The sequence below is a fragment of the Cellulomonas fimi genome (genome assembly GCF_028583725.1).
Lineage (GTDB): Bacteria > Actinomycetota > Actinomycetes > Actinomycetales > Cellulomonadaceae > Cellulomonas > Cellulomonas fimi_B.
On record NZ_CP110680.1, the window covers coordinates 1024391 to 1049756 of the forward strand.

Genomic DNA, 25366 nt, shown 5'->3' on the forward strand with positions numbered 1-25366 from the left:
CCGGCCCGACGACGAGCCCCGCACGACGACGAGCCCCGCACAACGACGAGCAGCACGACGAACCGCACGACGACGAGACACGGAGCGAGACCCGCATGACGACACCCCTGGACGCCTACCCCGACGACGTGCGCGCCGCCGTCGCCGCCACGCGCGAGGTCGTCGCGCGCCTGCACGCCGAGCTGCCGCGCTGGGGGCTCGTCGTGTGGACCGCGGGCAACGTCTCGCAGCGCGTCGTCGTCGACCCAGCGGGCCCGAGCGCGCGCGACCTGTTCGTCATCAAGCCGTCGGGCGTGACGTACGACGAGCTCACGCCCGAGTCGATGGTCGTCTGCGACCTCGACGGGAACCTCGTCGACGGCACGCGGGCCCCCTCGTCCGACACCGCCGCGCACGCGTACGTCTACACCCACATGAGCGAGGTCGGCGGCGTCGTGCACACCCACTCGACCTACGCGACGGCGTGGGCCGCACGCGCCGAGCCGGTGCCGTGCGTGCTGACGATGATGGCCGACGAGTTCGGCGGCGACATCCCGATCGGCCCGTTCGCGCTCATCGGCGACGACTCCATCGGCCGCGGCATAGTCGAGACCCTGCGCGAGTCGCGCAGCCCCGCGGTGCTCATGCGCAACCACGGCCCGTTCACGATCGGCCGTGACGCGAAGGCCGCCGTCAAGGCCGCGGTCATGGTCGAGGAGGTCGCGCGCACCGTGCACATCTCCCGTCAGCTCGGCGAGCCGCTGCCCATCGCGCAGGAGCACGTCGACTCGCTGTACGACCGCTACCAGAACGTCTACGGCCAGGGCACCGCCGCCCCCGCCGCCGGCACCACCACCGACACCGAGCAGGAGAACGCCCGATGACCAAGCCGTACGCCGACCGCGAGATCTGGTTCCTCACCGGCAGCCAGGACCTCTACGGCGAGGAGACGCTGCGCCAGGTCGCGGAGCAGTCGCAGGAGGTCGCGCGCCTGCTGCAGGACTCCGACGAGGTCCCCGCGACGGTCGTCTGGAAGCCCGTCCTCAAGGACTCCGCCGCGATCCGCCGCGCCGCGCTCGACGCGAACGCCGCCGACAACGTGCTCGGCGTCGTCGTCTGGATGCACACGTTCTCCCCGGCGAAGATGTGGATCGCGGGCCTCGACGCCCTGCGCAAGCCGCTCTTGCACCTGCACACGCAGGCCGACGTGGAGCTGCCGTGGGACACCATCGACATGGACTTCATGAACCTCAACCAGGCCGCCCACGGCGACCGTGAGTTCGGGTACATGGCGACGCGCCTCGGCACCGCGCGCAAGACCGTCGTCGGGCACGCGTCGAACCCCGCCGTCCGTGCGTCGATCGGCACGTGGGTGCGCGCCGCCGCGGGCTGGGCCGCGACGCACGAGCTCCGTCTCGTCCGGTTCGGCGACAACATGCGCAACGTCGCCGTCACCGAGGGCGACAAGACCGAGGCCGAGCTGCGCTTCGGCGTCTCCGTCAACACGTGGGGCGTGAACGAGCTGGTCGCCGCGGTCGAGGCCGTCGACGACGCCGCGGTCGACGCGCTCGTCGCCGAGTACGAGGACCTGTACGACGTCGTCCCGTCGCTGCGTCGCGGTGGCGACCAGCACGAGTCGCTGCGCTACGGCGCGCGTCAGGAGATCGCGCTGCGCACGTTCCTCGAGTCCGTCGGCGCCAAGGCGTTCACGACGAACTTCGAGGACCTCGGCGCCCTGCGCCAGCTGCCCGGGCTCGCCGTCCAGCGGCTCATGGCCGACGGCTACGGCTTCGGCGCCGAGGGCGACTGGAAGACTGCCGTCCTCGTGCGCGCGGCCAAGGTCATGGGCCAGGGCCTGCCCGGCGGCGCCTCGCTCATGGAGGACTACACCTACGACCTCACGCCCGGCGACGAGCGCATCCTCGGCGCCCACATGCTCGAGATCTGCCCGACGCTCACCACCTCGAAGCCGACGCTCGAGATCCACCCGCTCGGCATCGGTGGCAAGGAGGACCCCGTCCGCCTGGTGTTCGACACCGACCCGGGCGTCGGCGTCGTCGTCTCGCTCGCCGATATGCGCGACCGGTTCCGCCTCACCGCCAACGTCGTCGACATCGTGCCGCCGACCGCCGCGCTCCCGAACCTCCCGGTGGCCCGCGCCGTCTGGCAGCCCCGCCCCGACTTCCGCACCTCCGCCGAGGCGTGGCTGACCGCGGGCGGCGCGCACCACACGGTGCTGTCCACGGCCGTCGGCATCGAGGTGTTCGAGGACTTCGCCGAGATCGCCCGCACCGAGCTGCTCGTCATCGACGAGTCCACGACCCGCCGCGGCTTCCGCGAGCAGGTCCGCTGGAACCAGGCCTACTGGCGGCTCGCCCAGGGCCTGTAGACCGCGGTCCGCGGCTCCGCACCGCGCACCGCTCCCGGCGTCGCACCGGCGCCTCCCGGACGGGTCCGACCCTCGTGGTCGGGCCCGTCCGTGGCGTCCGGCCGGCGGAATGCCGCACCCACGCCGCGCGTTGTCGCGGAGGACCCACCGCGAGGCGTCTGCGGTGGTCGCGAGGAGGGACGGACGATGAGCGAGGCACCCGGCACGACGACGGCGGTCGACCTGGACGACCCGCGCACCCTCATCGAGTTCAGCGTCCTGCTCGCCAACGGCCGCCTCGCCGGCCGGAAGTTCGCGTCGCGCGCCGACGCCGAGGCCTGGGCCCGGCCCGACGAGGGCGACGAGGTCGTCGAGTACAACCTCGTCTGCGAGTGCGCCGTCTGACCTGATCCCACCGGCGACGCGGGCCGATCGGCCGTTCCCGCGCCGTCACGCATGGCCTGGCGTCGGCGCTCCGCTGGTCCGAACGGGTGACGCCTCCGGCGCGTCCCCGCGCGCGTCTCGTCGCCGAGCGACGGCGGTCGGAACCGTGCCGACCTGCGCCGACGCCGCGGGCGGGCCGGCGGTCGCGCAGTCGCTCCCGCGCCCACGGCCGGACCGTACTGCGGTTGCTGGGCGCAACCGGTGTTCGTACGGTCGGTCGCACGGAGAAGTTGCTCAGGGGGAGTGACGACGATGTCGACGACTCGCAGCGGTGCGACGGCCACAGGAGCCACGTGGCTCCTGCGCGGCCTCCTCGCACTCGTCGGCCTCGCCCTCGTCGTCCTCGTGCAAGCGGTCGTGTCAGCACCGCGCGCTCATGCCGCCGAACCGTCGTCCCCTGACGTCGTCGCCGATCAAGCCGCGGCGGCCGGCGGTGCGCCGACCGGGCTCGCGGGGGTCCTACCCGCGCTGGTCGAGGACGTCGTGACGCCCGTCGCGCAGCCCGTCGTGGAGAGCGTGGTGGCGCCCGATGCGCAGCCTGTCGTGGAGCGGGTCGTGGCGCCGGTCGCGCAGCCTGTCGTGGAGCGGGTCGTGGCGCCGGTGGCGCAGCCCGCGGTGGAGGCCGTCGTCGCACCGGTGGCGCCCCCGACCGACCAGGTCACCGCGCCCGTCGCCGTAACCGTCGTCGCACCCGTCGCCGACGCGCTCGCGCCGACGGTCGACGCCGTCGACACGGCCGTCGCACCGTTGCGGCCCGCGGTCGGGGACCTCGCACCGGTCCTCGACGGGCTGACGCCGCTCGCGGGCCCGCTCGCCCGCACACTCGGACCGCTCGTCGACGTCGTCGCACCCGTCGGTGCGGCGCTCGCGCCCGTCACCGACCGCCTGGACGTCCTCGACCCCGTCGTCGACCGCCTGCGTCCCGTCATCGGGCCCGCCGTCCCGGGAGTCGCCGCTCCCGACGGCCGCGCGACCGGGGGCGCGCCGCCCGCGTCGACGGTCCCCGTGCCCGCGCCCCTCGCGACCGTCGGCCTCGCCGGCCGTGCGGCCCCGGTCGACGCCTCGACCGGTTTCACGCGGGCCGGCGTCGCTGTGCCCGCGGGCCCGTCGACAGGCCCGGCGGTGACCGACCCCTCGACCGGCACGCCGGTGCCGCTCGACCCGGCCGGCCCCGGCCTGCCGGACGCACCCGGCGGTGCGCCGACCACGCCCGCCGGCGCGTCCGGTCCGCGCGGCGGGGACGCCCCGGCGGTGCTCGCCGGCGCCTCGCACCGGCCCGGCGCCGGGCGCTGCGTCCTCGGCGGCACGCTCGCTGTGCCCGCGACCCCGCCCGCCGACGAGGTCCCCAGCTCTCCCGCCTGACGGGGGACCGGCCGCGCACGTCGCGGCACGCGTCCACGGCCCGCACGGGCCACCCGTATCAGCACGGAGGAGCACCACCATGCACACGTTCGTCCGTCGAGCGCTGCAGACAGCGCTCGTGAGCGGCGGCATCGTCGTCGCCGGGGCCGGCCTGGCCCATGCTGCCGAACCACCCGCCTCACCCCTCACCCTGACCGTCGACGTGGACCTCGGCGGTGACGCCGGGCTTCTCGGGCTCGCCCCCGACGGCGGCACGCTCGTCCACGCGCCGATCACCGCGCCGGTCGACGTCTCCGGCATCGCCGTAGGCGTTGGCGGCGATGCCACGTCGTCCGGCGCGGCGCCGGCCGCCGGATCGACGCCGGCCGCCGGGTCGACGTCGGCCTCGTCGGGGCCGTCCACGTCGGGGTCGGTCGTCGACGCGCCCGTCGTCGCGCCCGTCTCCGTCGAGTCCGTCGCGGTCGGCCTCCTGGGCGACGCGACCGTGACCGACCACGCGTCCGCGGCACCGACACCCGGGGCGGCCCCGGCGACCTCCGGTGACGCGGGCCTCGTGTCTGCGCCGATCACCGCCCCGGTGCACGTCTCCGGCGTCGCGGTGGGCGTCCTCGGTGACGCCGTCGTCACGTCGCCCGGAGCGACGACGGGATCGGGCGGCTCCCGTCCGGACCCGGAGGGTGACGACGAGACCCTCGTCGCGGTTCCGGTCACCGCGCCGATCACGGTGTCCGGGCTCGCGCTCGGGGTCCTCGGCGACGCCGCTGTCGACGACGTGCCGGGGCCCGCCACGTCGAGCACGTCCTTGGCACCCGCTCCGGACGCTCTCGTCAGCGCGCCGGTGACGGTGCCGGTCGACGTGTCGGGGGTCGCGCTCGGCGTGCTGGGGGACGCGGCGGTCGAGGGTGCGTCGGCGGGTTCCTCGACGGGTCCGGGGTCGGTCGGGGCGACGTCGGACGACGCCCTGGTTTCCGTCCCCGTGACCGTGCCGGTCGACGCCTCGGGGGTCGCCGTCGGCATCGGCGGTGACGCGACCGCTGGTGTGGCAGCCGGGTCGGCGCCGGGCACGGTGCCGGGCTCGACCGGCTCGACCGGCTCGACGGGCTCGAACGGGTCGGTGTCCGGCGGCGGCACGGTCGGCACGGGCGGCAGCGCGGTGGGGACGTTGCCGACCGTCGCCGGCGGCGGGGCGACGGTCGCGGCCCCGGCGTCCACGGCCATCGGTGCTGGATCGGCCTCCTCGGCGACGAGCAGCCCGGCTGCCGTGGCGGCGTCCGGAGCGCGATCGGCTCCGGTGGTTGCCGCCGCCGGCGTGCCGTCCGCGCTCGCCGCGACGGGAGTCTCCCCGTGGCTAGGCGGTCTCGCCGCGGTCGCCCTGCTCGGCGTCGGCCTGACCCTGCGTCGGGCCGCGACGTCGTCGACCCGCGGTCACGGCCGCCGAGAGCTGCTCGACCACGTGCCGACGCAGCGTCAGGCGCCACCGACGCGGTGAGCCAGAGCTCGTGGGGCGGCCGGAGGACGGTCGCCCCACGGGTGTGCCCCGACCCGTGCCGACGCGTGGCCGGACCGCTGTCGCTCCCGTCGGCCGACCGCGTGCCGCTCGGCGCCGGCGATCTGCCGCCGCGTTCGCGCTCGCCGGGGCGCGGCTGTCCCGGGTGGACCGCCGGACGGTCCACGGTGGGTGCCCGGGTAACGTCACGGCCCGTGACCACGACGCTCTCGGGTGGCGCCGTCCTGCGCCCCGCCCGCCCCGGTGACGAGCCCGGCATCCTCGCCTGCATCCGCGAGCTCGCGGAGTACGAGCGCGAGCCCGACGCGGTCGAGACGACCGAGGCCGACCTGACGGCCGCGCTCTTCGGCGCGCACCCGGCGGTGTTCGCGCACGTCGTCGAGCGGGGCGGCGCGGTCGTCGGGATCTCGGTGTGGTTCCTCAGCTACTCGACGTGGACCGGCCGCCACGGCATCTACCTCGAGGACCTGTACGTGCGCGCCGACCAGCGTGGCCACGGCTACGGGCAGGCGCTGCTGCGCAACCTCGCGGCGATCGCGGTCGAGCGCGGCTACGCCCGGGTCGACTGGGCGGTGCTCGACTGGAACGCGCCGTCGATCGCGTTCTACCGCTCGCTCGGCGCGTTCCCGATGGACGACTGGACGGGCTACCGCCTCACGGGCGACGCCCTCGTCACGACGGCGCAGGTCCGGCCGCGCACATAGGCCGTCGAACATCTGCGTAGCGTCAGGTGCGAGCCGAGCCGCGCCCCCCGGGGCTGCCGTGGCCTCTGGCGGCGGTTGGGCGACGGGCGGCGGCCGATGCCGCCAGCGCGATCTGTGGATAAGTGCCCTGCGGCCGGCCACATGGGATGCTCGGCTGCATGGTGGGTTGCTGATGGCCAAGTCGCCGCCGACGGACGGCGTCCGCGAGCTTCCCACCGAGGTCGGGAAGCCGCTCTACGACGCGGCAGCCAGAGCGCATGCGGAACACAAGGCGTTGTGGTCATGCGTCGTGGTCGTAGCCGTCTTCGTCGGCGCTCCGATCAAGGCGGCGCATCGCCCGACCAATGTGGATCGCGTGTCGACCGACGAACTGCTCGCGGCGGTCGAGAGCCTGGGCTGGCGACTTGAGAACATCGATCACGTCTACGTGCAGACGACGACGTCGACCAACGGTGGATTCGCTGGAGTGTCGGTGGCGGGTGTTTCAGGGCACATCGAAGCGCACTACCTGTTCCGCCGAGCCAGCCGGTAACTCCGATTCCTACGAGCACCGGGCGATCCGTACGCTCGCGAGCGGCGCACCGGCCGGGCCATCGCGAGGCGCTCAACTCAGCAGCCGGGCCTTCGGCCGCCCCGGTCTGGACACGCTCAACGTACTGCTGAGCGCATGTCTGGCTGGGGGCACGGAGAAGGAGCGGCCCGCACGGTTCTGTCAAGACGTGGCGTGGAGGGAATCCTTGCGGCTGTGCCGGCCGAGGCCGGCGCCAGGAGGGAGGACTGAGCGGTCAGCGCCCACTCAACCGGCAATCGGCGGACACCACCATGCGACCACCCGACGGGCAGCGCAGGCCTCGGTCACAGGGATTCGAAGCCCGATCACGCCATCAGCCGCTCGCGCCGCGGCGACCCGCCAGGACAGCAACGCCGTGACAACCGCTGCGGCGTCGTCTCGCCGCGATCCTTCGCTGTCTCCGCTCGTGACGAGGAATCGCCGCGATACGACCGCCATGACGCGAGGCTGGTCGCGACTACGGTGGCGCACGTGGGCTCATCGTCTGACGTGCCAATTGAGTCGGCGTTCGCGGCCGCCCTGGACGAGCGGCGCCGCAACACCGATGAGGGCCCGCTTCCACACCTCCTCGAGCTCCAGCGCCGTGCGACCGAAGAGGTCTTCGTCTTCGCTCTGCGGTGGACCACGAGCAAGGATCCCGAGGAGCGCGAACTCGGCATCGACGTCGTGCGCGAGTTGGGGCCCGCCGACACCGACGGTCGGCGTCCGTTCAGCGACCGTGCCATCCCGCACCTGCTCGCGATGCTCCGCGCTGAGGACGATCCGGTCATCGAGCGCCGTCTGCTCCAAGCGGTGGCCTTCAACGGCGCCACGGAGGCGCTCGGAGAGTTCCTCGACCGGGCCGATCACCCCGACGACGGCGTGAGAAGGACGATCGCCTTCCTCCTGCCCGGCCTGACCGACGCCGACGCGCCGGACCCGGACGCGCTGGACGCGTTGGCGCGTCTGACCCGCGACGTCGACGCCGACGTCCGGTACTACTCCCTCTACGCGCTCGTGGCCGAGGAAGGCTTCACCGTCGACGTCACACGCGCCGTCGGTGCGGCACGTCGACTCGTCGACGATCCGGATCCGCAGGTCCGCGACCTGGCCCGCGCCCACAGCGGCGAACGCGTCCTCACGCCGTTCGGCCCGCTCGCACTGAGCCTGACCACCGGGTCGGCGGCTCTCGGTGTGCCGACGGCGAGGTCGGTCCTGACATCAGGTGCGCGCTCGGCGCGGTGGGAGGTGGCCGGCGGTCTGACGGTGGAGACGCTCGTGGTGCCGTACGCCTATGAGAACGCCCTGCTCGAGCACCCCCGGTGCAGCTGCTGGGGGGTCGAGTGGCGGTTGCATGCGACGAGCGACACCGCCCCGATCACGATCGCGGCTCACCTCCCCGACTCAGTCGCGGGCAGCCGCGGGGGTGGGTGGCATCTCGCGACCGTGGAGTTCGAGAACGACAACTATCACCTCGCGATCGGTGGTCCTGCCGACGACGCGCTCGATGACGAGCTCGAGGCAGGGCTCCACGCGCCGTCCTGGCGAGGTCAGTTCGCTTCGGATGCCGCGCGCGCGGAGGTGGCGCGACAGGCTCCGCATGGACTCACCTGGCACCTTCCGCGCCTGCTCGCTGGCGAGAGCGCCACCACGCACGTCGCTGTCGCATGGACCGTCGCGGGCCCAGCGGAGGCTGGCGACGCCACTGCCTGGGCCGTCGACATCACGCGGACGCGCCTGCGCGAGCACGCCGGCATCCCCACCGGTTCCACACAGCACTCCCGGCACCGACGCGGTCCGGCGCCCCGACGCAGCCAGTCAGCCCCGGACGCAGACCCAGTGGTCACCTCCTCGGCCTCCGACGACGTACCCGGGTCGAGCGCCCAGCTCGAACGGGGAGACAGGGCCTAGCTGTACTGACCCGCAGCGTTGTTGACGCGGTCGATGGGTCGTAGGCCGCCGATGCCGAGGTGGGGTCGGTCCAGGTTGTAGCGGTCGAGCCAGTCGGGCAAGACGGCGGCGCGTTCGGCATTGGTGGTGAAGACGCGTGAGTATGCCCACTCGGCGGCGAGGGTGCGGTTGAGTCGCTCGACCTTGCCGTTGGTCCACGGGCAGTAGGGCCGGATCAGCTTCAGGCGGATGCCGAGTTGCTCGGCCGTCTCGAGGAAGTCCCGGGAGATTCGGTAGTTCCTGGCGTTGTCGCTGATCACGCGCTCGACCGTGATGCCGTGAGAGGCGTAGAACGCCGCTGCACGGGTCAGGAACCCTGCGCAGGTCGTGCCTTTCTCGTCGTTGTGGATCTCGGCGTAGGCCAGCCGGGAGTGGTCGTCGATCGCGGTGTGGATGTAGTCGTAGCCGACCCCGCGGCGGCGGTCTCGTCGACCGTCGGCTCGGCCCAGTGCCCGATGCCCGCCGCCGTCCGGGATGCGCCCGAGCTTCTTGACGTCGATGTGGACCAGCGAGCCGGGATAGGCGTGCTCGTAGCGGTGCGGTGAGCGCCGCGAGGCACGAATCGGCAGGCCGGTCAGGGGGTCGCACTCGCGCAGCAGGGGTGCGCCGTGACGGGCCAGGACGCGCCCGACCGTGGAGGCGGGAAGACCCAGGTGATAGCCGATCCAGACCGGCCCTCGCCGCGAGAGCATCCGAGCGATCCGCACCCGGGTCTCCACGCATGCGGGCGTGCGACGCGGATGGGTGCGTGCGCAGCTCGGCCGGTCCACCAGGCCTGCGCGGCCCTCGATCCGAAATCGGCGCCACCACCGCCACGCGGTCGTGCGCGAGACGCCCATCTCGGCGGCGACGTGGGCGACCGGGCGGCCAGCCGCGATGCGCTGGACCATCACGAACCTGCCGGCAGGTGTCAGCCGGGCATTAGCGTGAGACACGAGAGACCTCCGTGGTCCGAGTCGGTTCCTAGACAGCTCCAACTCGACCCGGAGGTCTCTCGCTACGTCAACAACGGTCTTGGTCAGTACACCTAGCGGAGCCAGCCACTTGGCGACGCTCTTACTCTGGGCTGGTGCAGCCCGCCCCCAGGAGCGAGCCCGAGCGCGGGCGTCACCCCGACCCCAGCGCTTCGTCCTCCAGCGCATCGCGCCCGCGCGGGCGGCGACCCGCCGGCGAGGACACACGCGGGGCGATCGTCGTGGCGGCGCGCGCGGAGTTCGCCGAGAAGGGGTTCGACGCCGCGAGCGTGCGCTCGGTGGCACGGCGGGCGGGCGTCGACCCGGCGCTCGTGCGGCACTACTTCGGCGACAAGGCGGCGCTGTTCGCGGCCGGCGTGATCCCGCAGGGCGTCGACCCCGGACGCGTCGCGGCCGGGCTCGTCGCCGACGGCGTCGGCGGGTTGGGCGAGCGGCTGCTGCGGACGGTGCTGGGCGTGTGGGACTCCGACGACGGGGTGACGTTCCGGGCGGTGTTCTCGGCGATCGGCTCGGAGGACGTCCCGCCGCACCTCGTCATGGGCTACGTCGGTCGGGAGGTGTTCGCGCAGGTCGCGCAGGTCCTGCCCGGCCCGGACCAGGCGCTGCGGGTCTCGCTCGTCGCGTCGCACGTCGTCGGGGTGCTCGTCGCGCGGCACGTGCTGGGCGTGGAGCCGGTGGCGTCGCTCGACGTGGACCGCCTCGCGGCGCTCGTCGGGCCGACGCTGCAGCGGTACCTGGTCGACCCGCTGCCTGACGCGTAGGTTCCGCTCGTGCTGCCCGACATCCCCACCCTGGCCGCGAGGCTGCGCGCCGCGGGCTGCGTGTTCGCCGAGGACGAGGCCCGCCTGCTGCTCGACGCGACGTCCGACCCGCCCGTGCTCGAGGCGATGGTGGCGCGTCGGGCCGCCGGGGAGCCGCTCGAGCAGGTCGTCGGGTGGGCGGAGTTCTGCGGGCTGCGCGTGGCGGTCGCGCCGACGGTGTTCGTGCCGCGCCGCCGCACGGAGCTGCTGGTGCGTGAGGCCGTGGCGCTCGCCCCGGCGCGCGACGCGGTCGTGGTCGACCTGTGCTGCGGCACCGGTGCCGTGGGTCTCGCGGTGGTGTCGTCGCTGGTGGACGGGGTCCTCGTCGCGGCCGACGTGGACCCCACGGCGGTCGCCGTCGCGCGCCGCAACCTCGACCCGGTCGGCGGGGTCGCGCTGCTCGGCGACCTCGACGCGCCGCTGCCGGACCACCTGCGCGGCTCGGTCGACGTGCTGACCGCGAACGCCCCGTACGTGCCGTCCGACGAGGTGCGGCTCATGCCGCCGGAGGCCCGGGACCACGAGGCGCTCGTCGCCCTGGACGGGGGCGTGGACGGGCTCGACGTGCAGCGGCGGGTCGCGTCGGCGGCACCGCGCTGGCTGCGTCCCGGCGGCCACCTGCTGATCGAGACGAGCGAGCGTCAGGCGCCTGCGACCGCGGCGGCGATGTCGTCGGCCGGGCTGGTGCCGCGGGTCGTCGAGGACGACGACCTCGGGGCGACGGTCGTCATCGGCCAGTGGCTGGGTCCGCTGCACGACTGACGGCGACCGCCCACGCGACGAGCGGCACCTGCAGCGGCAGCCGTCCCCACGCGACGACGGGCGTGCGCGACCAGCGCCGCGCGCCCCGGTGCGAGCGGACGGCCATCGTGACGTTCCCCGGGAAGACGCCGACCAGCAGCGCTGTCGACGCGAGACCGCCGACGCGGCGCGTGGCGGGCAGGACGAGCGCGGCCGCGCACGCGAGCTCCGCGACCCCGCTGCCGAGCACCCACGGCTGCGGATCGCCCAGCGCACGGGGGATCAGCGACGTGAAGATCGCGGGTCGGCGCAGGTGCAGGACGCCCGCGGTGCCGAGGACGGCGGCGAGCGCGAGGGCGGGTCCGTGACGGCGGACCGGGTCGGGGAGCACGCCTCACCCTAGGAGCGAGGCCGACGCACGGCACCCGCGCGGCCGGCGCGCGTCCGTCGGCGGCGGGTCGCGCTGTCGGTGCGGCTCGCTACTGTCGCGCCATGACGACGTCGTCGAGCGCGTCCCCGTCCCCGCTGCCGTTCGCCGAGGTGATCCGGGAGGAGTCCGCCCGCGCCGCCGACGCGCTGGCCGCCGCGCCGCCCGACGCGCGCGTCCCCGCGTGCCCGGACTGGTCGGCGGCCGACCTCGCGTACCACCTGGGCGAGACGCAGGACTTCTGGTCGAGGATCGTCGGCCTCGCCGCGCCGGACGCGGTGGTGGACGTGGGCGGCGACCCGCCGGGCGGCTTCGACGGCCCGGAGCGCGAGCCGGACGACGCGCTCGTGCCGTTCCTGCGCACGCGGACCGGGGCACTTCTCGACGCGTTCGCGGGGCACGACCCGTCGGAGCGCTGCTGGTCGTGGTCGCCGAACGGCGGCGACGTCGCGTGGGCGCTGCGGCGGCAGGCGCACGAGGCGCTGGTGCACCGGGTGGACGCGGAGCAGGTCGCGGGGCTCCCGGTGACGGACCCGGCCGTCGAGGTGGCGGCCGACGGGGTCGACGAGATGCTCGCGGTCATGATGAGCGGGCTGCCGCCGTGGGCGACGTTCACGCCGGACGACGCGGGCCGGGTCCTGGTCGTCGCGTCGGACGCCGGGCGCTCGTGGTTGGTCGAGCTCGGCCGCTTCACGGGGACGTCGCCGCGGACGGGGAACACGTACGACCTGGACGCGGGTGAGCTGGTGGCGCGCGACGTCACGGCCGGCGACGCGCAGGTCGCCGTCACGCTCACGGGCTCGGCGTGGGACCTGGACCGCTGGCTGTGGGGCCGTGGCCCGCTGGACGCCGTCACGGTCGAGGGGGAGCGCGCCGTGGTCGACCGGTTGCGGGCCGTGCTCGTCGAGTCGAGCCAGTGAGGGCCTTGTCCTGAGCCGCCGCGAGGAGCACAATTCCTCACATGGGGAATAACGCACCGGCGATCGAGGTCGTCGCCCTGCGTGTCGTCCGCGGCGGGCGGCCCGTGATCGCGTCGCTCGACCTCACCGTGCCGCGGCGCCAGGTCGTCGGGCTGCTCGGTCCGAGCGGCAGCGGCAAGACGACGCTCATGCGGGCGGTCGTCGGCGCGCAGGTGGTCGCGGGCGGCGAGGTGCGCGTGTTCGGCGAGCCGGCCGGCACGCCCGCGCTGCGCCGCCGGATCGGCTACGTGACCCAGGCGCCGAGCGTCTACGCCGACCTCACCGTCACCGAGAACCTCCGGTACGCCGCCGCGATCCTCGGGCTGGGGCAGCGCGAGGTGGACCGCGCGCTCGACGAGGTCGACCTGGCGGCGCACGCGAAGCAGTCGATCGGCACCCTGTCCGGCGGCGAGCGGTCGCGCGTGTCCCTCGCGGTCGCGCTGCTCGGCCACCCCGACCTGCTGGTCCTCGACGAGCCGACCGTCGGCCTCGACCCCGTGCTGCGTCGCGACCTGTGGGACCTGTTCGGGCGCCTCCGCGACGCGGGAGCGAGCCTGCTCGTGTCGAGCCACGTCATGGACGAGGCCGTCCGCTGCGACCGTTTGGTCCTCATGCGCGAGGGCGACGTGCTCGCCGACGCCACGCTGCCCGAGCTGCTCGCACGCACCGGCGCCACGGACGCGGAGGGTGCGTTCCTCGCGCTCGTCGACGCGGCGAACGCGGCGCACGTCGCCGGCCAGCCCGGGGCGGCCGGTGCCGGGGGCCGGCACGCGAGGCCCGGCGGGACGCCGGGCGACGGCACGGACGCCGGCTCGAGGAGGTCGTCGTGAGCCCCCGCCTGACGGCCGCGACCGCGCAGCGCGTCCTCACCCAGCTGCGCCACGACCACCGCACGATCGCGCTGGTCCTGGTGCTCCCGTGCCTCCTCATCGGGCTGATCGCGTGGATGTTCGACGGCACGCCCGTCCTCGACCAGTTCGGGCCGCTGCTCGTCGGGCTGTTCCCGCTGCTCGTGATGTTCCTCGTGACGAGCGTCGCGACGCTGCGGGAGCGCACGTCCGGCACGCTCGAGCGGCTCATGACGCTCCCGATCGGCCGCGCCGACGTCGTCGTCGGGTACGCGATCGCGTTCGCGGTGCTCGCGTCGGTGCAGGCGCTCGTCGTGGTCGGCTTCGCGGTCGGGGTGTGCGGCATGGACGTGGCCGGGCCGATCGGCCTGGTGATCCTCGTCGCGGTGCTCGACGCGGTGCTCGGCTGCGCGCTGGGTCTCGGCGCGTCGGCCCTCGCCCGGACGGAGTTCCAGGCCGTGCAGCTGATGCCGGCGGTGATCTTCCCGCAGATCATCACGTGCGGGCTGCTCATGCCCCGCGACGAGATGCCGCAGCTGCTCGAGTGGCTGTCGCGCGTCTTCCCGCTCACGTACGCGCTGGACGCGATGCAGAAGCTCGCGGCCGGGTCCGGCTGGGCGGACGTCCGCGGTGACGTGGGCGTCGTGGCGCTCTTCATCGTCGGCGCGCTGGTCGTGGGCGCGTCGACCCTCCGCCGCCGCACGCCCTGACGTCGTCGAACGCGCGATCGGCGACCATGCCCGGTGGCGACACGGCGCTGACGGCGCGCTCGTAGGGCGGCCCGGCGCGGCGCGGCCGTGGGAGCGCGACCGTCTCTGAATCGTCATAATCCTGTGATCCACGCCACTTGACTACGTAGTCATCCAGTGGTTTGACTACGTAGTCATCGGGCAGAGCCGACCGAAGGGACAACGCCGTGGCCGTGGAGCGAGCAGTCGTCGCGATGGACGTCGCGCGCGCCGCCGGCGTCTCGCAGAAGACCGTGAGCCGCGTCATCAACGGCGACCCCCACGTCCGCCCGGAGGTCCGCGACCGCGTCCGGCAGGCCGCCGCGACCCTCGGCTACCGGCCCAACCGCGCCGCCCGCCAGCTCGTCTCGGGGCGCAGCAGGACGATCGGCGTGCTGTCCGTCGGCTCCACCGACTTCGGGCCCGCGTCGATCATGGTCGGCATCGAGCGGGCGATCCGCGAGGCCGGCTACGCGATGTCGGTCGTCAACACGCTCGAGGGCGACCCGGAGAGCATCACGGGCTCGCTGCTGGACCTCGTCGAGCAGGGCGTCGACGGCATCGCGGTCAACGAGCCCGTCGGCGTCTTCACGCTCGACGCCGCCCAGGTCGGCGACCTGCCGATCCTCAGCCTCTCGGGCCGGTACGGCATCTCCACCAACGAGCTCATGGTCGACGCGGACCAGTCGGGCGGCGGCTTCGCCGCGACCGAGCACCTCCTGGCGCTCGGCCACCGCACGGTCCACCACGTCGCCGGCCCGGCCGGGTGGCGGTCGGCGGGCCTGCGCGCGGACGGCTGGCGGCAGACGCTCGCCGCCGCGGGCGCGCCCGTCCCCGAGGTCCTGCACGGGGACTGGAGCGCACCGTCGGGCTACGCCGTCGGGCAGCGCCTCGCCGCCGACCCCGATGTCACCGCCGTCTTCGTCGCGAACGACCACATGGCGATCGGCGTCCTGCGCGCGTTCGCCGACGCGGGACGCGACGTCCCCGGCGACGTGTCCGTCGTCGGCTTCGACGACATCCCTGAGGCCGCCTACCTGACGCGCGCCCTCACCACGATCCGCCAGGACCTCACGCACCTGGCCTCGTTCGGCGTCCGGCTCCTGGTCGACGCCGTCGAGAACCCGCGACGGCAGGACCGTCGCGAGGACGTCCCGGTCGAGCTCGTGGTCCGGGAGACGACAGCAGCACCCCGCGGGCGGGGCTGACGAGGCCCCACCCGCACCACCGGCCCACCAGGCCGTCCCGGGCGTCCCGCGACCGATCGCAGCGGGACGCACGCACCGACCGGACCAGCACGACCTTCACGAAGGAGTGGAGCATGTCGAGGACGATCACGTGGCGGCGCAAGGCCGCCGGGCTCACCGCGGGCGTCGCCGTGGCGGCGCTCGCCCTCACCGCCTGCAGCAGCGGCGGCGGGAGCGACGGCGGCGGCGAGACGACCGGTCCCGTCAGCCAGGCCGACATCGACGAGGCCATGACGACGCCGACCAAGCTGACCTTCTGGACGTGGGTCCCCGACATCGAGAAGGAGGTGAAGCTCTTCGAGGACGCCTACCCGGCGATCGACGTCGAGGTCGTCAACGTCGGCCAGGGCGCCGACCACTACCAGAAGCTGCGCAGCGCCCTGAAGGCGGGCGAGGGCGCGCCGGACGTCGCGCAGGTCGAGTTCCAGCACCTGTCGTCGTTCGCGCTGGGCGACAACCTGCTCGACCTCACGCCGTACATGCCCGAGGACATCGGCGACGACTACGTCCCGTGGGTGTGGGAACAGGTCAAGTCCACCGACGGCGAGAAGGTCTGGGGCGTCCCGCAGGACTCGGGCCCGATGGGCCTGCTGTACCGCGAGGACCTGCTCACGCAGCACGGCATCGAGGTCCCGACGACGTGGGACGCGTTCGCCCAGGCGGCGACCGACCTGCACGCGAAGGACCCGAACCTCTACCTGACGAACCTGCCGGGCAACGACATGGGCCAGTTCACCGCGCTGCTGTGGCAGGCCGGTGCGCGTCCGTTCGGGTGGGACGGCAAGGAGACGGTGACGATCGACCTGATGTCCGACGAGGCCACGCAGGTCGCGCAGTACTGGGGTGACCTCGTCGCCGCCGACGCGGTGTCGGTCGACCCGGACTTCACGGACGCCTGGTACCAGGGGCTCGCCAACGGCAAGTACGCGTCGTGGGTGGCCGCCGCGTGGGGACCGGTGTTCCTGCAGGGCACGGCCGCCAACACGTCCGGCCTGTGGCGGGCGTCGACGATCCCGCAGTGGGAGGACGGCGCGAACGTGTCCGCCAACTGGGGCGGCTCGTCGGACGCCGTGCTCGCGTCCACCAAGAACCCGATCGCCGCGTCGCAGCTCGCGCTGTGGATCAACCACGACAAGGCGTCGGCGATGACGATGGCGACCGAGCAGTTCCTGTTCCCGACGACGACCGAGGTCCTCGAGGACCCGGCGTTCGCGGACCAGCAGGCCGAGTTCTACGGCGGCCAGGAGGTCAACAAGCTGTTCGCGGAGATCTCCTCGACGGTCGAGCCGGACTTCGGCTGGCTGCCGTTCATGGACTACGCCTACTCCGCCGGTGAGGAGACCGTCGGCAAGGCCATCGCGGACAAGACCGACCTGGTCGAGGCCATGCAGGCGTGGCAGGACAAGCTCACGACCTACGCCGAGCAGCAGGGCTTCACCGTCGCCGACTGAGGGACCGCCGGTCCCGCGGCACTCCGCAGGCCGCGGGACCGGCACCCCCCACCGACCCCGGGAGACACCGATGACCGACGTCGTCACGCCCGAGCGCACCCTCGCGCAGCCCCGGAAGCACCGGCACTCGTCGCCGATGCGCCGCAAGCAGAACGCCACCGCGTACCTGCTCATCGCGCCGTTCGTCGCGATCTTCGTCCTGTTCCTCGTCACGCCGCTCGTCTACGCGGGCTACCTCAGCCTGTTCCGCGAGCAGCTCGTCGGCGGCACCGCCTTCGTCGGGCTCGAGAACTACACCCGCGCGCTGTCCGACCCGTCGTTCCTGTCGGGCGTCGGGCGCATGACGCTCTTCCTGCTCATCCAGGTGCCGGTCATGCTCGGCCTGTCGCTGCTGTTCGCGCTCCTGCTCGACGCGGGCGTGCTGTACCTGCAGCGGTTCATCCGGCTCGGCATCTTCGTGCCGTACGCGGTGCCCGGCGTCGTCGCGGCGCTCATGTGGGGCTACCTCTACGGCCCCGACTTCGGGCCTGCCGCGCAGATCGCCGACGCGGTCGGCGTCGCGGCGCCGCCCTTCCTGTCAGCCGACTGGATGCTGTTCTCGATCATGAACATCGTCACGTGGGAGTTCGTCGGCTACAACATGATCATCATCTACGCCGCGCTGCGGGCGATCCCCGCGGAGCTGTACGACGCGGCGTCCGTCGACGGGGCCGGCGCGGTCCGCACCGCGTGGAGCATCAAGATCCCGGCCGTGCGCCCGGCGCTCCTGCTGACGCTGATCTTCTCCGTGATCGGCACGTTCCAGCTCTTCACCGAGCCGAACCTGCTGCAGTCGCTCGCGCCCAACGTGATCGGCACCGACTACACACCGAACCTCTACGCGTACAACCTCTCGTTCATCAACCGTGACCTGAACTACGCCGCGGCGATCGCCTTCGTGCTGGGCATCGTCATCATGATCGTCTCCTACGTGGTGCAGCTGTCGGCGCAGCGCAGGGAGCGCAAGGAGCGTGCCCGATGACCACGACGACGATCAGCACCCCCGCGGACCGCCGCGCGTCCGGGCCCGCCGAGCCGGCCGCCCCGCGCAGCCGTCGCCGCCGCGCGTACTCGAGCGACCAGCCCCGCCGCAGCCCGCTGCTGACGGTGCTCATGCTGCTCGCCCTGGTGTACTTCCTGCTGCCGCTGTTCTGGCTGGTGGTCGCGTCGACCAAGTCGAACGCCGACCTGTTCTCCTCGTTCGGGCTGTGGTTCGCGCAGTCGATGTCCCTGTGGGAGAACATCCAGGCCGTGTTCACGGCGCAGGACGGCGTGTACCTGCTGTGGATGCGCAACACCGTGGTCTACGCGGGCACCGCCGCCGTCGGCGCCGCGTTCCTCGCGACGGCCGCCGGGTACGCGTTCGCGAAGTACCGGTTCCCCGGCAGCAACGCGATCTTCAGCGGCATCCTCGGGTCGATCATGATCCCGACGACGGCCCTGGCGATCCCGACGTACCTGCTGTTCGCCAAGGCCGGCCTGACGAACACGCCGTGGGCGGTCATCCTGCCCTCGCTCGTCAGCCCGTTCGGGGTGTTCCTCATGCGGGTCTACGCGGCCGACGCGGTCGACGACACGCTCATCGAGGCGGCCCGCGTCGACGGTGCCGGCGAGCTGCGGATCTTCTTCCAGGTCGCGCTGCGGCTGCTGGTCCCGGGTCTCGTGACGGTCCTGCTGTTCACGCTCGTGGCGACGTGGAACAACTACTTCCTGCCGCTCATCGTGCTCAACAGCCCGGACCTGTTCCCGCTGACCGTGGGCCTCGCGCAGTGGCAGGCCACCGCCGCGGGCGGATCCGGCTCGCGGCCCCTGTTCTCCAGCGTGATCACCGGGTCGCTCATCTCGATCATCCCGCTGATCGTCGCGTTCCTGTTCCTGCAGCGGTACTGGCAGTCCGGGCTCGCGACGGGCTCCGTCAAGGGCTGACGCGCCCATCTGTTCCTGCCGCCCGGCCGGCGCGGCACCCCTGATCCACCGGTACACCCGGCTGAGGAGACCTCATGTCCGTGCAGCACGACCGCGTCCGCTTCGGCGCCGCGTACTACCACGAGTACCACGGCCCCGGCGCCGACCCGACGCCCGGCGACCTCAAGCGCGACCTCGACCTCATGGCCGCCGCCGGGTTCACGGTGATCCGCGTCGGCGAGTCGGTCTGGTCCACCTGGGAGCCGTCCGACGGGCGGTTCGACCTCGACTGGCTCGAGCCGGTGCTCGACGGCGCGCACGAGCGCGGCATCGACGTCGTGCTCGGCACCCCGACGTACGCCGTGCCGCCGTGGCTGGTCCGCCGCTACCCGGAGATCGCGGGGGAGTTCGCGACGGGCCGGCCGATGGGCTGGGGCGCGCGGCAGGAGGTCGACTTCACGCACCCGGTGTTCCGCTGGTACGCCGAGCGCGTCCTGCGCCGGATCGTCGAGCGCTACCGCGACCACCCGGCCGTCGTCGGGTACCAGGTCGACAACGAGCCCGGCCTGCACCTGCTGCACAACCGCGGGATCTTCGAGCGCTTCGTCGACCACCTGAAGGACACGTACGGCGACGTCGAGACGCTCAACCGCGAGTGGGGCCTCGTCTACTGGTCGCACCGCCTCTCGACGTGGGCGGACCTGTGGACGCCCGACGGCAACGCGCAGCCGCAGTACGACCTCGCGTGGCGGCGGTTCCAGGCATCGCTGACGACGGAGATGATCGACTGGCAGGCCCAGGCGGTCCGCGCGCTCGCGCGCCCCGACCAGTGGGTGACCACGTGCATCGCCTACGAGCGGCCCGCCCTGGAGGACGCCGACCTCGCGTCGGTCCTCGACGTGACCAGCGGCAACGCGTATTACACGATGCAGGACGGCCTCGCGCACCCGTCGGCGGCGGTCGTGCCGCAGTCGTGGACCGCGACGGGGACGTGGGCGCTGTTCCAGGTAGCCGACGTCATGTGGTCCTCGCGCGACGAGCCGTTTCTCGTCACCGAGACCGATGCGCAGGCCATCGGCGGCCCGTCGACCAACCTGCCCGCCTACCCGGGGCAGTGGCGGCAGGCCGCGTGGGCGCTCGTGACCCGCGGCGCGCGCATGGTCGAGTACTGGCACTGGCGCACGCTCCACTACGGCGCCGAGACGTACTGGGGCGGCGTGCTGCCGCACAGCGGCGTGCCCGGCCGGGCGTACCGCGAGCTGGCCGTGCTCGGGGCGGAGCTCGGACGCGTCGGCGGGCTGCTCGCCGACGCGACGCCCGACGCCGACCTAGCGATCTGGCACCACGGCGCGAGCCGCTGGGCGCTCGCGGGCCAGCCCCCGCTGCAGACGGCGTCCGGTGAGGGCGACCCGCTGTCGTACCCGCGGATCGTGGCGTCGTTCTACCGGGGCGCGTTCGACGCGGGCCTGCAGGTGCGCGTCGTGCGACCGCAGCACCTGGGCACGGAGGACCCGGCGGCCGTCGCCGCGCGTCTCCCGGTGCTCGTCGCCGCCGGGTTCTACGCCGCGTCCGACGACGAGCTCGACTGGCTGCGGCGGTACGCCCGCGCGGGCGGGCACCTCGTCGTCGGGCCGCGCACCGGCTACGCCGACACCGAGGCGCGCGCCCGGGCGACCGTCCAGCCCGGCGGCCTGTCGGAGGCCGCGGGCGCCTGGTACGACGAGATCGCCAACCTCCCGACGCCGGTCCCGGTCGTCGCCGCCCCCGGCTCCCCGCTGACCCTGGACGACGACGCGACGGCGACGGCGTGGGCGGAGTCCCTGACCCCCGGCACGCCGCCCGAAGGCGACCTCACGGCCGCGGCGGGGGACGGGGAGGCCGACGTGCTCGCGCGGTACGTGCACCCGCACCACGGGGCGTGGGCCGCCGCCACGACGCGCGCGTACGGCGAGGGGCGCGTGACCGTCGTCGGGACCGTGCCGGGCGCGTCGTTCGCCCGGTCGCTGGCCCGCTGGCTCGTGCCGACGCCGCTCGCCGGCTGGTCGGACCTGCCGCCGAGCGTCACGGTGCACACCTCGACGACGGCCGACGGCCGGCGCGTGCACGTGCTGCACAACTGGTCGTGGGACGCGGTCGACGTCGTCGCCCCGGCCGACCTCGACGTGCTCGTCGCCGCGCGCGGCGACCGCCCCGCCGACCCGCCCCCGCCCGACGAGCCAGGAGGCCCGCTCGACGCGGGCGCCACCGTGACGCTCGGTGCGTGGGACGTGCTCGTGGCGGTGACCCGATGAGCGCGCGCTGGCCCACCGACGGCCTCGCGTTCGGCGGCGACTACAACCCGGAGCAGTGGCCCGAGGCGGTCTGGCACGAGGACGTCGCGCTCATGCGCGAGGCGGGGGTCAACCTCGTGTCCGTCGGGATCTTCTCCTGGGGCGAGCTCGAGCCCGAGGAGGGGGTCTACCGGTTCGAGTGGCTGGACCGCGTGCTCGACCTGCTGCACGAGAACGGCATCGGGGTCGACCTCGCGACGCCCAGCGCGGCACCGCCGGTGTGGCTCCATCTGAAGCACCCGGAGATGCTGCCGGTCGACGCGGACGGCCTGCGCTACACGCAGGGGAGCCGCGAGTCGTGGTGCCCGAGCAGCCCGGTGCTGCGCGAGCACGCGCTGCGGATCGCGCGCGTGCTGGCCGAGCGGTACGGGCAGCACCCCGCGGTGCGGATGTGGCACGTGTCGAACGAGCTCGCGTGCCACAACGGGCGCTGCTACTGCGACGTGTCCGCGGCCGCGTTCCGCGACTGGCTGCGCACGCGCTACTCCGACGACGTCGACGCGCTCAACGCGGCGTGGGGCACGGCGTTCTGGGGTCAGCGGTACGCGTCGTTCGACCAGGTGCTCCCGCCGCGGCGCACGACGACGATCCCGAACCCGGGGCAGCGGCTCGACTTCGAGCGGTTCTCGTCCGACGCGTTCGTCGACCACCTCGCCGCGGAGGCCGCCGTCCTGCGCGAGGTCACGCCGCACCTGCCGGTCACGACCAACTACATGGTGATGGGCGAGTTCCACCAGCTCGACTACGCGGCCACGACACCGCTGGTCGACCTGGTCTCGAACGACCACTACCTGTGGGCGGCCGACCCGGACGGCTGGGCGGAGCTCGCGTTCAGCGCCGACCGCGTGCGCGGGCTCGCCGGGGGTGAGCCGTGGCTCGTCATGGAGCACTCGACGAGCGCGGTGAACTGGCAGCCCCGCAACCTCGCGAAGAACCCCGGCCAGCTGCTGCGGAACTCGTTGCAGCACGTCGCACGCGGCGCCGACGGCGCGCTGTTCTTCCAGTGGCGGCAGTCCCGCGCAGGCGCCGAGAAGTACCACTCCGGGATGGTGCCGCACGCCGGCCGCGACTCGGCGCTGTTCCGCGACGTCGTCGACCTGGGCGCCACGCTCGGCCGGCTCGCGGAGGTGCGGGGGAGCGTCGTCGAGAAGGCGCGCGTCGCCCTGCTGTGGGACACGCAGGCGTGGTGGGCGTCCGAGCTGGAGGCGCACCCGACCGTCGACGTCCGCTACCTCGACCAGGCGCGGCGCCTGCACCGCGCGCTGCTCGACGCGGCCGTCCCCGTCGACGTCCTGCCCGCGACGACGGCTGCCCAGAACGGGCTCGACGGGTACGACGTCGTCCTCGTGCCGACGCTCTACCTGGCGCCGGACGGGCTGTCGGAGCGGCTGGAGGCGGTCGCTGCCCGCGGCGGCCAGGTCGTCGTGACCTACTTCTCGGGCATCGTCGACGAGCACGACCGCGTGCTGCTCGGCGGCTACCCGGGCGCGTTCCGGGACCTCCTGGGCGTGCGCGGCGAGGAGTTCGCACCGCTCGCGGAGGGGGCGCACGTCACGCTCGACGACGGGTCCGTCGGCGAGGTGTGGTCCGAGCGCATGACCGTGCCCGACGCGACGGTCGTGGCGTCGTTCGCCGACGGGCCGTCGGCCGGGTTCCCGGCGATCACGCGGCGCGACGTGGGCGACGGCGCCGCCTGGTACGTCGCGACCCGCCTCGACCCGGCGTCGACGTCGGCGCTGCTCGACAGGGTGCTCGGCGCCGCAGGTGTCGAGCCGCTGGTCCGCGACCTGCCCGCGGGTGTCGAGGTGGTCCGGCGCGTCGGCGCCGACGCGGCGTGGCTGTTCGCGATCAACCACACCGACGCCGACGTGCGTGTCGACGCGCCAGGGAAGGACCTCGTGGCGGGCGGCGAACGGACGGCGGGCGCGATCGTGCCGGCGCGCGGCGCGGTCGTCCTGCGGCAGGCGCGGTGACCTCGCTCCGATCAGCCGGACGGCACGAGGTCAGCGTCGGCACCGACCTCCTTCACGCCGGTGGGGCATGCGGAGTCCTCCATGCGGACGAGCGGGGACGCGTGCCGGTCCGCGGTCACCTCCAGGCAGATGACCACGTACTCGACGTTCGACAGCCACCCGGCGAGGACCTCGACCTCCTGGCCGACGACGTGGGTGCGCCACGCGACGCGCCCGTCGCCGGACCCGCTCACTTCGTCCTCGCGGCCGCGGTCGACCAGCGTCAGCATGGCTGCCTCGAACTCGGCGTCGGGCTGGTCGCGCGCCCGTGCAGCCGCACCCGTCAGCTCGCGAAGGCGGGCGTCCGCCTGGGCGAGCGCGTCGCGGCGGGCGGACGCCTCCAGCGTGTCCGGGCGTTCGTCGTGGACCGTCCGCCAGGCGAGCAGGCCTCCGACGACGCACACGACGACGCCGACCGCCACGGCGATCAGCGAGCGTCGACTGCGCCGACGACGCGAGCCGGCGGCCGCGTCGTCGGCCACCACCGCGGTCACGGCGTGGTCGCGCTGAGCGTGTGCGTCATCGCCTGACCATAGGCGACGTTGCCGTCCGCGTTCGGGTGCAGGGTCTGCGCCGCGCTCATCCGGACCTCGTCCGGTCGAGGGTGTCGAGGACCGGGCCGTTGATGAGCGGGGCAGCGCTGCAGACTTCGCGGTTGCGGGCGAGTGTCCACCCTCACGGGCGATCGCCCGTGAGGGCCCTGCTCGACGATCTCAGGGCATCGGTGTGGCCGACCGTCGCCCACGATCGGTTCGGACGTGACCGGATCGCAACAAAAGGGGTGCCCCACGTGCCCGATGTGAACGCTAACATCGCGCTTGACCGAGGGGTCCGGTTCGCACCGAGGGGTGCACGCCGCCCCGCCCGGCAGTGCCGGGCGTGCACGACCGCGGTCCGGCCAGCGTCGGCCGGACCGGGGGTGAGGTGGGTTTCTCGAGGAGGAGAAGCATGGCCAGCACGACGTTCCACAAGCGCGCGATCACGGCCGGGCTCGCCGCCCTGGTGCTCGGCCTGTCGGCCTGCGCCGGCGGCGACGGTGACAGCGGCGGCGACGAGACCGCAGGCGGCGACGGTGGGGGCGACCTCATCTCCGTCGGCTTCGCCCAGGTCGGTGCCGAGTCCGGGTGGCGCACCGCCAACACGACGTCCATCAAGGACGCGCTGACGAAGGAGGAGGGCTTCGACCTCAAGTTCTCCGACGCCCAGCAGAAGCAGGAGAACCAGATCCAGGCGATCCGCTCCTACATCGCGCAGGGTGTCGACTACATCGCGTTCTCGCCCGTCGTCGAGTCCGGCTGGGACGCCGTGCTCGAGGAGGCCAAGACCGCGAACATCCCCGTGATCCTCACGGACCGCGCCGTCGACACCGAGGACGAGTCGCTCTACGTGACGTTCATCGGGTCCGACTTCGTCGAGGAGGGGCGCCGGATCGGCAAGTACGTGTCCGACACCCTCGCGACCGAGCCGATCAAGGTCGTCGAGCTCCAGGGCACGACGGGCTCGGCGCCGGCGATCGACCGCAAGACCGGCTTCGAGGAGGCCACGGCGGACAACCCGAACGTCGAGATCATCGCCTCGCAGACCGGCAACTTCACGCGCGCCGAGGGCAAGACGGTCATGGAGGGCTTCCTCCAGGCGTACCCGGACATCGACGTCGTCTACGCGCACAACGACGACATGGGCCTCGGGGCGATCGAGGCGATCGAGGCCGCGGGCAAGGTCCCGGGCCAGGACATCAAGGTCGTGACGATCGACGGCGTCAAGGACGGCATGACGGCGCTCGCCGAGGGCAAGATCACGTACATCGTCGAGTGCAACCCGCTGCTCGGCCCCGACCTCGCCGAGATCATCAAGACGCTCGACTCGGGCGGCACGGTCGAGAAGCGCATCGTCACGAAGGACGAGGAGTTCGACCAGGAGGGCGCCAAGGCGGTGCTGGCCGACCGCAAGTACTGACGGACGTCCACCGCCCGCTCCCGGGACACGGCCCTGCCCGTGCCCCGGGAGCGGGTGCCGCACGCCGGTACCGTGAAGACGCAAC

23 protein-coding genes are annotated in these 25366 nt (G+C 73.5%); 20 read left to right on the forward strand and 3 right to left on the reverse strand.

What is annotated here, in order from left to right; all coding sequences use genetic code 11:
• Positions 1 to 95: 95 nt before the first annotated feature.
• The 8 genes from OOT42_RS04650 (at position 96) to OOT42_RS04685 (ending at position 8825) form a co-directional block, all read left to right on the forward strand.
• Positions 96 to 863, forward strand: coding sequence for an L-ribulose-5-phosphate 4-epimerase (locus OOT42_RS04650; RefSeq protein ID WP_273653784.1), 768 nt, complete (start codon positions 96 to 98; stop codon positions 861 to 863).
• Complete coding sequence (gene araA, locus OOT42_RS04655; protein WP_273653785.1) at positions 860 to 2368, forward strand: L-arabinose isomerase; 1509 nt, start codon at positions 860 to 862, stop codon at positions 2366 to 2368. Before OOT42_RS04650 ends, araA begins: the two co-directional genes overlap by 4 nt.
• A gap of 186 nt (positions 2369 to 2554) precedes the next feature.
• Positions 2555 to 2752, forward strand: coding sequence for a hypothetical protein (locus OOT42_RS04660; RefSeq protein WP_273653786.1), 198 nt, complete (start codon positions 2555 to 2557; stop codon positions 2750 to 2752).
• Positions 2753 to 3043: 291 nt separating this feature from the next.
• A complete protein-coding gene (locus OOT42_RS04665) occupies positions 3044 to 4153 on the forward strand; it encodes a hypothetical protein (RefSeq protein ID WP_273653787.1) in 1110 nt (369 codons plus the stop codon).
• 79 nt (positions 4154 to 4232) lie between these two features.
• Complete coding sequence (locus OOT42_RS04670) at positions 4233 to 5642, forward strand: hypothetical protein (RefSeq protein WP_273653788.1); 1410 nt, start codon at positions 4233 to 4235, stop codon at positions 5640 to 5642.
• A 212-nt stretch (positions 5643 to 5854) separates the two neighbouring features.
• On the forward strand, positions 5855 to 6364 hold the full coding sequence (locus tag OOT42_RS04675) for a GNAT family N-acetyltransferase (RefSeq protein ID WP_273653789.1): 510 nt from the start codon (positions 5855 to 5857) through the stop codon (positions 6362 to 6364).
• 172 nt (positions 6365 to 6536) lie between these two features.
• Positions 6537 to 6896: a hypothetical protein gene (locus tag OOT42_RS04680; RefSeq protein WP_273653790.1), complete on the forward strand. Its 360-nt coding sequence runs from the start codon at positions 6537 to 6539 to the stop codon at positions 6894 to 6896.
• 510 nt (positions 6897 to 7406) lie between these two features.
• A complete protein-coding gene (locus tag OOT42_RS04685) occupies positions 7407 to 8825 on the forward strand; it encodes a HEAT repeat domain-containing protein (RefSeq protein WP_273653791.1) in 1419 nt (472 codons plus the stop codon).
• Here OOT42_RS04685 and OOT42_RS04690 read toward each other — a convergent pair.
• On the reverse strand, positions 8822 to 9799 hold the full coding sequence (locus tag OOT42_RS04690) for an IS481 family transposase (protein WP_273652808.1): 978 nt from the start codon (positions 9797 to 9799) through the stop codon (positions 8822 to 8824). The two genes, OOT42_RS04685 and OOT42_RS04690, sit on opposite strands and share 4 nt — an antisense overlap.
• Positions 9800 to 10059: 260 nt before the next feature.
• Here OOT42_RS04690 and OOT42_RS04695 point away from each other — a divergent pair, with 260 nt between their 5' ends.
• Positions 10060 to 10599 carry a TetR family transcriptional regulator gene (locus tag OOT42_RS04695; RefSeq protein WP_273653792.1) on the forward strand — a complete coding sequence of 180 codons (540 nt, stop codon included), beginning with the start codon at positions 10060 to 10062 and terminating at the stop codon, positions 10597 to 10599.
• Positions 10600 to 10608: 9 nt separating this feature from the next.
• Positions 10609 to 11400, forward strand: coding sequence for a putative protein N(5)-glutamine methyltransferase (locus OOT42_RS04700; RefSeq protein WP_273653793.1), 792 nt, complete (start codon positions 10609 to 10611; stop codon positions 11398 to 11400).
• Here the strand turns inward: OOT42_RS04700 and OOT42_RS04705 are convergent.
• A complete protein-coding gene (locus OOT42_RS04705) occupies positions 11366 to 11770 on the reverse strand; it encodes a DoxX family protein (protein WP_273653794.1) in 405 nt (134 codons plus the stop codon). The two genes, OOT42_RS04700 and OOT42_RS04705, sit on opposite strands and share 35 nt — an antisense overlap.
• Positions 11771 to 11871: 101 nt before the next feature.
• Between OOT42_RS04705 and OOT42_RS04710 the strand changes: the two genes are divergently transcribed.
• From OOT42_RS04710 to OOT42_RS04750, 9 genes are all read left to right on the forward strand, one after another.
• The gene (locus tag OOT42_RS04710; protein WP_273653795.1) at positions 11872 to 12726 is read left to right on the forward strand and encodes a maleylpyruvate isomerase family mycothiol-dependent enzyme; all 855 of its coding nucleotides are present in this window, start codon (positions 11872 to 11874) and stop codon (positions 12724 to 12726) included.
• A 41-nt stretch (positions 12727 to 12767) separates the two neighbouring features.
• Positions 12768 to 13595, forward strand: a complete 828-nt coding sequence (locus OOT42_RS04715; protein WP_273653796.1) for an ABC transporter ATP-binding protein — start codon at positions 12768 to 12770, stop codon at positions 13593 to 13595.
• A complete protein-coding gene (locus tag OOT42_RS04720; RefSeq protein WP_272729142.1) occupies positions 13592 to 14323 on the forward strand; it encodes an ABC transporter permease in 732 nt (243 codons plus the stop codon). The genes OOT42_RS04715 and OOT42_RS04720 overlap by 4 nt, the downstream gene beginning before the upstream one ends.
• Positions 14324 to 14529: 206 nt before the next feature.
• Positions 14530 to 15549, forward strand: a complete 1020-nt coding sequence (locus tag OOT42_RS04725; protein ID WP_273653797.1) for a LacI family DNA-binding transcriptional regulator — start codon at positions 14530 to 14532, stop codon at positions 15547 to 15549.
• A 113-nt stretch (positions 15550 to 15662) separates the two neighbouring features.
• Positions 15663 to 17039 (forward strand): extracellular solute-binding protein, encoded by a 1377-nt coding sequence (locus tag OOT42_RS04730; protein WP_273653798.1) that lies wholly within the window; start codon positions 15663 to 15665, stop codon positions 17037 to 17039.
• A gap of 70 nt (positions 17040 to 17109) precedes the next feature.
• On the forward strand, positions 17110 to 18060 hold the full coding sequence (locus OOT42_RS04735) for a carbohydrate ABC transporter permease (RefSeq protein ID WP_273653799.1): 951 nt from the start codon (positions 17110 to 17112) through the stop codon (positions 18058 to 18060).
• The gene (locus OOT42_RS04740) at positions 18057 to 19004 is read left to right on the forward strand and encodes a carbohydrate ABC transporter permease (RefSeq protein ID WP_273653800.1); all 948 of its coding nucleotides are present in this window, start codon (positions 18057 to 18059) and stop codon (positions 19002 to 19004) included. The genes OOT42_RS04735 and OOT42_RS04740 overlap by 4 nt, the downstream gene beginning before the upstream one ends.
• A gap of 74 nt (positions 19005 to 19078) precedes the next feature.
• Complete coding sequence (locus OOT42_RS04745) at positions 19079 to 21274, forward strand: beta-galactosidase (protein ID WP_273653801.1); 2196 nt, start codon at positions 19079 to 19081, stop codon at positions 21272 to 21274.
• Complete coding sequence (locus tag OOT42_RS04750) at positions 21271 to 23286, forward strand: beta-galactosidase (protein WP_273653802.1); 2016 nt, start codon at positions 21271 to 21273, stop codon at positions 23284 to 23286. Before OOT42_RS04745 ends, OOT42_RS04750 begins: the two co-directional genes overlap by 4 nt.
• A gap of 11 nt (positions 23287 to 23297) precedes the next feature.
• Here the strand turns inward: OOT42_RS04750 and OOT42_RS04755 are convergent, their stop codons facing one another.
• Entirely contained in the window at positions 23298 to 23819 is a 522-nt protein-coding gene (locus OOT42_RS04755) for a hypothetical protein (protein WP_273653803.1), read from the reverse strand.
• A 454-nt stretch (positions 23820 to 24273) separates the two neighbouring features.
• Between OOT42_RS04755 and OOT42_RS04760 the strand changes: the two genes are divergently transcribed.
• Positions 24274 to 25281, forward strand: a complete 1008-nt coding sequence (locus tag OOT42_RS04760) for an ABC transporter substrate-binding protein (protein WP_273653804.1) — start codon at positions 24274 to 24276, stop codon at positions 25279 to 25281.
• Positions 25282 to 25366 lie beyond the last annotated feature (85 nt).